The following is a 7,706-nucleotide window of genomic DNA, read 5'->3' as shown; positions in this document are numbered from 1 at the left end:
CCGCAGCGACCTCATTGATGGCTGCCTCGCGGGAACCGGCCTGGCCCTCACACCGGCATAGCCACTCACGACGTCACGAGTTCAACCTCAGTAACAACTCGACGGGACCATCCTGGGACTTGACGCGGTTCTCCTTTGTGCTGGTGGTCGTTGGCGCTAGCTCGGCCTGGGCCGGGACCGTGAGGCCAGCAACGAGGAGAGGCGCTGCGAGGAGCCCAGCGATGGCGGGGCGTAAGTGGCTCATGCGCTTACACGGGGACGAAACTGTGGTCACAATACTCCGATCTGACGATGATCATCGAACGAGGAAAATTTAGCAGTAAAGATTTTCAATGACAAGAATTTTCAACATCGCCTTCGCGTTTTGGGAGTTGCAGAGAATTAACCTGTAGCTTTCGAGGATGTCTCTCGTTGCTGTGGTACGGGTGTGGCGGCGGAGACTGTGACGATGCCGGCGGCAAAGCTCGAGGCGGTCTTTCCGCACCTGGATGAGCGACAGCGCCGGATGGTGGAAGGGCCTGCGCGGACCGTGAACGGGCGGGGCGTCGAAGGCCGCCAGGATGCGCGCCTTGTAGGCATTGGTGAACGTCCGGCGCTTGGGGCGGCCCGGCTGCTGTTCGGCTACCCGACCATCCTGCCCCGTCTACGGCCTGGCCGGCGATGCCATCGTCGCTGTCTTGATCGCTCTACTTCATGCCGAAAGGACTTGTTTGTCCCGTGTCTCGCTGAAGCCTGGCAGAAAGGGGTCCCCAGTTCGAGCGACGTGGGACCTGCCTGTCTAGTGGTGGTCCCTGCGCAGGCGTTTGAGGTCGGAGCGTTGTTTCTTGGCGGTGATCCGCCGTTCGATCGCGCCCCTGCTCGGTTTGGTCGGGCGGCGCTTCTTGGGGGGCGGGGCGATCGCCTCGCGGAGCAGCTGGGCCAGGCGCATCTGGGCGGCCTCGCGGTTGCGCAGCTGGGAGCGGAACTCCGAGGCGGCGATGGTGATCACGCCGTTCACCAGGCGGGGGGCGAGGCGTTCGAGGGCCCGGGTCTTGAGGACCTCTCCGAGCGCCTCGGTGGCGGCCAGGTCGAAGCTGAGCTCGACCCGGCTGTCGGTGGTGTTGACCCCCTGACCGCCGGGGCCCGAGGAACGGGAGAAGCGCCAGCTGAGCTCGGCCTCGGGGACCGAGACCGAACCGCTGACCTGGAGCGGACCGGGCATGGCGATGACTTCCTTCTCACGGGGGTGTGCTTCCAGCGTACCGAGGAGCCACAAGCGTGGATCAACCGGTTTTATGCCCTGTTTCTCCGTGGCCGGTGATCGTCCGCCCCTCGACGCCGCTCCCGGATCGGAGAAACCGCAGGTCGCGCGGGGTCGGTGAGCGCCATGACAGCCGTACCGACTGAAACTTTCATCGGCGGTTGACGCGCGTGGCGTCAGCCCACAAGATCATGGTGCCTCCCTGGTCAGGAGGGGGCGTCGATTGAATATCGCTACCCATGACGAGGTGTGCCGATGCCCAAAGTCCCGTTACGGATCGCGTCCGCCGTCCTGCTGACGCTGGCCGCCCTGAACGTTCCCACCGCGTACGCCGCCGACGATGTCACCCCGGTCACGGTGACCGTCAACGCACGTGCCGCACTTGCCGCCGTCCCCGAAACCGGTATCGGTACCAACCATGCGATCTGGGACAGCCAGCTGGGCACCGACGAGACCGCCGACCTGCTCAAGGGGGCGGGTGTGAAGCTGCTGCGCTATCCCGGCGGCTCCTACTCCGACATCTACCATTGGGCCGACCACACCGCTCCCGGCGGCTACGTGGCTCCCAACACCGACTTCGACACCTTCATGCGCGGCGTGCGGCGCACCGGGGCGCAGGCGATGGTGACCGCCAACTACGGCACCGGCACCGCCGTCGAGGCCGCCGCCTGGGTCCGCTACGCCAACGTCACCAAGTCCTACGGCGTCAAGTACTGGGAGATCGGCAACGAGAACTACGGCAACGGCCACTACGGCGATCCCTGGGAGGCCGACGACCACGCCGACAAGAGCCCGGCCGAGTACGCCCGCCATGTCGTCGCGTACGCCGACGCGATGAAGGCGGTCGACCCGGGCATCAAGATCGGTGCGGTTCTGACCACGCCCGCCAACTGGCCCGACGGGCTGGTCGGCGGCGGCGACGAAGGAACCTGGAACAAGGTGGTCCTGTCGATTGCCGGACCGAAGATCGACTTTGTGATCCTGCACTGGTACCCCGGCGGCTTCGACAAGGCCGGCCAGGTCCCCGACATGATCCATCTCACCCGCCGGCAGATCGCCGAGTACGCGGGGCCCGGGTCGGAGCGGATCGGCATCTCGATGACCGAGTTCAACACCGGGAGCAACAGCAACGGCACGAACACCCAGCCCGGTGCGCTCGCCGCCGCCGACGCCTACGCGACGCTTCTCGCGAACGGCGTGTTCACCGTCGACTGGTGGAACACCCGCAACGGCATCGGCAAGGTCACGGAGGTCGAGGGACATACCGACTACGGCGATTTCGGCCTGCTGTCGAGCGGGACGTGCACCTCCGACGGCAGCGTGTGCGAGCCGGCGCTGAACACGCCCTTCGCGCCGTACTACGCGCTGCGGATGATGAGCGTGTTCGCCCGTCCCGGTGATCGGTTCGTCGGGGCCGCCAGCGACCAGGCGAAGGTCAGCGCACATGCCGTCCGCCGCCCCAACGGCGATCTGGCGGTCCTGCTGATCAACACCTCGTCCGACACGTCGCTCCCCGTCACGATCGACTATTCCGGTTTCAGCCCGGCCTCCGGGGCGCCGGCCGTGCTGACCCACACCAACGGCGCCACCGACCTCGCCGGCTCGACCTCGGGGAGCGCGACCAGCCGGACGCTGCCGCCGCTGTCGCTGACCACGATCGTGGTGCGTCCCGCCTCGGCCCAGACCGGGTTGCCGGGTGCGCCGGGGCAGCCGACGGTCTCGAACGTGACGGACAGGACCGCCGTGATCTCCTGGCCCGCCGCCTCCGCCGGGACGCGTCCGGTCGTGAAGTACGAGGTCCACCGCCACAACGGAGCCGTCGGCGAGCAACTCGGTGAGACCGCGGGCAACTCCTTCACCGTCGGCAACCTCAAGCCGGGCACGCGCTACACGGTCAACGTGATCGCGCGGGACGGCGGCGGCGGTGTCTCGCCGGCCTCGCCGCCTCTCACCTTCACGACCGGCACGCCCGCCTCCAGTTCCTGCGCGGTCCGGCTGACCGACCAGTCGGACTGGGGTAGCGGTTACGTCGGCGCCATCGACATCGTCAACAACGGCGCGCCGATCAACGGCTGGACCCTGAACTTCGACTGGCCCAGGACGTGGCAGAGCCTGGGCAGCGGCTGGAGCGCGGTCTGGACGCAGAACGGCTCGAACGTCAAGGTCGTCAACGAGCCCGGCAACGGCTCGCTGGCCACCGGCGCGTCGACCACGATCGGCTTCGTCGGCAACTACAGCGGCCCGAACGTCCTCCCCGCCGTCTTCACCCTCAACGGAACCGTCTGCACGACGCGGTGACACCGTCCGGGGCCGTCCCGCGAGGGGCGGCCCCCCGCTCACCGCGTGGTGAGGACGGCTCGGCCGGCAGGGCGGCGGAGTGACGCCCGTGATCCCCGCGCCGGAGGACGGCTGGTTCGGGAGCCGGCGGCAACGCCCAGCTCCATCGGGCCCCTTCGGCAGCAGGGACACCCCCTTTACAATTTCGGTAAGGCTAACCTAAATTCAGTGGGCATTGGCCGACAGGGTAGTGTCCCGATTCGATCGGGCCCTGTGCTGCGATTTTCCCTTCCCCGGCCCGTTCAAGGAGTGCACGATGCGCGGAGCACCCTCCGCGGGATCCACGTCAGCCGCCATGGGGCGTCACGGTCGGCGGCACCTACCTGGTGTGGTCGCTGCCGGCCCGGGCAAGGAAGGCCTGACGACGACCTCGCTCCTGACGGTCGGCACCGGAGCCGAACGGAGCGGCGGTCGGCTGGACGCCCGGGGCCTGAACATCGGCTACAGCGGCTGGACCGTGCTCGACGGTCTCGGCCTGGCGATCCCGACGGGCTCGTGCACCGTGCTCGTCGGATCCGGTGCGTGCAAGAAGCCGGCGCTCCCGCGCAGCCGCGCGCGACTCCTCCCGCCGCGGTCCGGACAGGTCCTCCTCGACGGAGATGACACCGGCGTCCCGCGTCCCAGGGCGCAGGGCGCGGTGGCACATGACGACGCGTCGTAGTCCCCGCCCCGGCCGGTCGGCCGATCCCGCACTCGCGCGCACCGCACCCTGGCGGCTCCTGCTCCGGGGGGTGACTCGCAACAAGGCGCGGATGACCGGTTTCCTGCTGCTGCTCACCCTCTGGCAGCTCTGCGAGACACTCGTGCCCGTGATGATCGGCCTGATCATCGACCGGGCGGTGGCGACCTCGGACTGGCAGGAACTCGCCCTGGGCGGGGCGGGGCTCGTCCTGCTCTTCGGCGTGCTCTCCTACTCCTACCGCTTCGGCTCCCGTCTGGGCTTCGGTGTCGTCCAGCGCGAGCGGCACCGGATCCGTACCGAGATCGCCCGCCACGCGCTGGACGCCCGGGGGGTACGCACCGACGCGCTCACTGGCGAGACGCTCTCGCTCACCACCTCCGACACCGACAACGTGGTGTTCGCGGTGCGGTCGCTGGGCTACAGCCTGGCCGCGGCGGCATCGCTGGCGCTCAGCGCGTGGGTGCTGCTCGGCGTCCACGTCGGACTTGGGCTCGTGGTGCTGATCGGCGTGCCGGCCGTCATGGCCGCGGTCCAGGTCCTGACCCCGGTGGTCTCCCGGCGGACCCGGAACCAGCAGGCCGACGCGGCGCGCGCGACCGGTATCGCCACCGACCTGGTGCGCGGCCTCCGCGTCCTGCAGGGCATCGGCGCGGAGGACCAGGCCGCGCTCCGCTACCGGCGGGTCAGCCGTCAGGCGCGGATCGCCGGCATCCGCGGCGCGGACTCCCAAGGTGCGATGCTCGGCCTGACGACCCTGCTGAGCATGGCGTTCCTGGCCCTGGTCGCGTTCCTCGCGGGGGACCTCGCGCTGGCCGGCGAGATCACCGTCGGTGAGCTCGTGATGGTGGTCGGCCTGTCCCAGTACCTCGCCGAACCGATCGAGGTGGTCGGCGGCATCGGCGCCCAGGTGGCCCAGGCCCACGCCTCCGCCGGACGCGTCGCCGGTTACCTCGCCGGCCCGCCCCTGGTCGAGACCGGGGCCCGGACCCTTCCCGCCACCGGCGCCGTGCTGCGCCTGGAAAGCCTGACCGGTCGGCACCTGTCAGATCTGAGCGTCCTCTCCCGGCCCGGCGAGCTGCTGGGCCTGGCGATCGAGGGCCCCGCGTGCGCGGGCGAGCTGATGGACGCCTTCGCCACCGGTTCGGCCTCGATCACACTGGACGGCGTCCCGCTCGACGAGCTCTCGATCCCGGCCCGGCGCGCGCACCTGGTGGCCGGTCCCCACCACGTCGACCTGTTCGAGGGAACCCTCCGCAGCAACATCGACCCGACCCTCGCGCTCGACGACGACGAGCTCCACGTGACCCTGTCCGCCTCCGCCGCCGCCGATGTCGCCGCTCTCGACCCCGCGGGCACGGACCGGCCGGTCACCTCCGACGGGGCCGCCTACTCGGGCGGGCAGCGCCAGCGCATCGCGCTCGCCCGTGCTCTGGCCTCCCGGGCACCGATCCTGGTGCTGCACGATCCCACCACCGCCGTGGACGCCGTCACCGAACACCGGATCGCCGCCGGTATCCGCGACCTGCGGCACCGGCCCGGGTCCCGGCTGACCACCTGGCTGGTGACCTGCTCACCCGCGCTCCTGGCACAGTGCGACCGGGTCCTGCTAATCCGCGACGGCAAAGTGACGGCCGAGGGCGCCCACCGCGACCTGGCCACGGAACCGGACTACCGTGAGCTGGTGTTGCGATGACCCACGAACTGCTCCCCATCGCGTCCTGGCGCGACACCTTCCGGCTCGCCCTGCGGCTGGTGTCCCGGCACCGACGGCCGCTGGCCGCCGCCATGGTCTCGTTCGTCCTGGTCGGCCTGTGTGCCCTGGTGCCGCCATGGATGCTCGGCCGGATCGTCGACGCCGTCGTCGCCGGCGAGGCGTCGATCGCGCCGTACGCCGCGGCCATCGCCGTGGCCGCGGCGCTGGGCGCCCTCTTCACCACGGCCTCGATCGCGTTCCTGGCCCGCGCGGGCGAGCCGGCGCTCGCCGAGCTCCGCGAGGAGGTCCTGGACACGGCCCTGCACCTTGACGCCCAGCGGCTTGAGGTCGCCGGGACCGGTGACCTGATCTCCAGGGTCGGCGACGACGCCCGCGCCGTGGCGGACTCCCTGGGCGAGATCGTGCCTCTGCTGGTGAACTCGGTGGTCCTGGTCGGGTTCACCTCGGTGGGCCTGTTCGCCCTGGACTGGCGGCTTGGGCTTGCAGGACTTGTCGCGGCGCCCTTCTACGTGCTGGGCCTGCGCTGGTACCTGCCCCGTTCGGGTCCGCTCTACCGCGAGGAACGCATCGCCCGGGGCGAGCTGACCGAAGCGCTCGTCGGTGGCCTGCACGGTGCGGCGACCCTGCGGGCCTTCGGCCACGAGAGCCGTCAGCTCAAGATCATCGATGATCGTTCGGCGCGGGCCAAGGACCTGAGCCTCACGGTGTTCCGCCTGCTGACCCGCTTCTTCGGCAGGTCCAACCGGGCTGAGCTCATCGGGCTCGGCTCGGTTCTCACCACCGGATTCCTGCTGGTGCGCGCGGACGCCGCATCTGTCGGTGCGGTCACCGCGGCCGCGCTCTACTTCCACCGGCTGTTCAACCCGATCGGCGCGCTGCTGCTCGTCTTCGACTCGCTGCAGTCGACCGGCGCCGCCCTCGCCCGCCTCGTGGGCGTCACCCGACTCCCGCGTCCCGCCCAGCGGGAAAGCGCTCCCGCTGAGCCAGGCCCGCTGGCACTCGACTCCGTCAGCCACTCCTACACACCTGGGCGCCCGGTGCTGGCCCCGACCTCGCTCACCATCGCCCCCGGCGAACGGATCGCCGTGGTCGGCGCCACCGGCGCGGGCAAGACCACGCTCGGAGCGATCGCCCGCGGTGTCCTGACACCGACAGGGGGCTCGGTCTCGCTGGCCGGCCGCCCCTACGAGAGCATGCACCCCAGTGCGATCCGCACCCGGGTCGCCCTGGTCAGCCAGGACGTCCACGTCTTCGCGGGCACCCTGCGAGACGCCCTCACCCTGGCCGCCCCGGACCTGGACGACCGGCGACTGCTCGAAGCGCTACGGGCCGTGGGCGCCGACGGCTGGGCGGCGGCACTCCCCGGCGGTCTCGACACCCGGATCGGCGACGGAGGGCAGCCGCTCGCCCCCAACCAGGCACAACAGATCGCGCTGGCCAGGGTTCTGCTCGCCGACCCCTGGTTCGTCGTCCTCGACGAGGCGACCGCGGAAGCCGGCTCCGCCGGCGCCCGCGACCTGGAGAAAGCCGCGCTCGCGGCGACAGACGGCCGAGGCTCCCTCGTCATCGCCCACCGGCTCACCCAGGCCGAGACGGCTGACCGGATACTGGTCCTGCACGAAGGAACCGTGGTGGAGCAGGGAACCCACACCGAGTTGCTCGCCCACGGCGGGCCGTACACCGAACTCTGGCAGGCCTGGTCGGGCGACGCCGGCCGCCGCTGAGCCTTCCGG

At 70.3% G+C, this 7,706-nt stretch carries 5 protein-coding genes; 4 read left to right on the top strand and 1 reads right to left on the bottom strand.

The window, feature by feature from the left end; genetic code table 11:
• Positions 1-778: 778 nt before the first annotated feature.
• Complete coding sequence (gene arfB, locus AB0J58_RS38255) at positions 779-1,201, bottom strand: alternative ribosome rescue aminoacyl-tRNA hydrolase ArfB (RefSeq protein WP_364225075.1); 423 nt, start codon at positions 1,199-1,201, stop codon at positions 779-781.
• Positions 1,202-1,495: 294 nt separating this feature from the next.
• Here arfB and AB0J58_RS38250 point away from each other — a divergent pair, with 294 nt between their 5' ends.
• The 4 genes from AB0J58_RS38250 (at position 1,496) to AB0J58_RS38235 (ending at position 7,697) form a co-directional block, all read left to right on the top strand.
• Entirely contained in the window at positions 1,496-3,538 is a 2,043-nt protein-coding gene (locus tag AB0J58_RS38250) for a cellulose binding domain-containing protein (RefSeq protein WP_364225073.1), read from the top strand.
• A 367-nt stretch (positions 3,539-3,905) separates the two neighbouring features.
• Positions 3,906-4,238, top strand: a complete 333-nt coding sequence (locus AB0J58_RS38245) for a hypothetical protein (protein WP_364225071.1) — start codon at positions 3,906-3,908, stop codon at positions 4,236-4,238.
• Positions 4,222-5,952: an ABC transporter ATP-binding protein gene (locus AB0J58_RS38240; RefSeq protein ID WP_364225069.1), complete on the top strand. Its 1,731-nt coding sequence runs from the start codon at positions 4,222-4,224 to the stop codon at positions 5,950-5,952. The genes AB0J58_RS38245 and AB0J58_RS38240 overlap by 17 nt, the downstream gene beginning before the upstream one ends.
• Entirely contained in the window at positions 5,949-7,697 is a 1,749-nt protein-coding gene (locus AB0J58_RS38235) for an ABC transporter ATP-binding protein (RefSeq protein ID WP_364225067.1), read from the top strand. The genes AB0J58_RS38240 and AB0J58_RS38235 overlap by 4 nt, the downstream gene beginning before the upstream one ends.
• Positions 7,698-7,706 lie beyond the last annotated feature (9 nt).

Origin of the sequence: Streptosporangium sp. NPDC049644, from assembly GCF_040675205.1 — a bacterium.
GTDB classification, from domain to species: Bacteria; Actinomycetota; Actinomycetes; order Streptosporangiales; family Streptosporangiaceae; genus Streptosporangium; species Streptosporangium fukuiense.
Note: the sequence above shows the minus strand (reverse complement) of the source record. Positions and strands in the feature narration are given on the sequence as shown.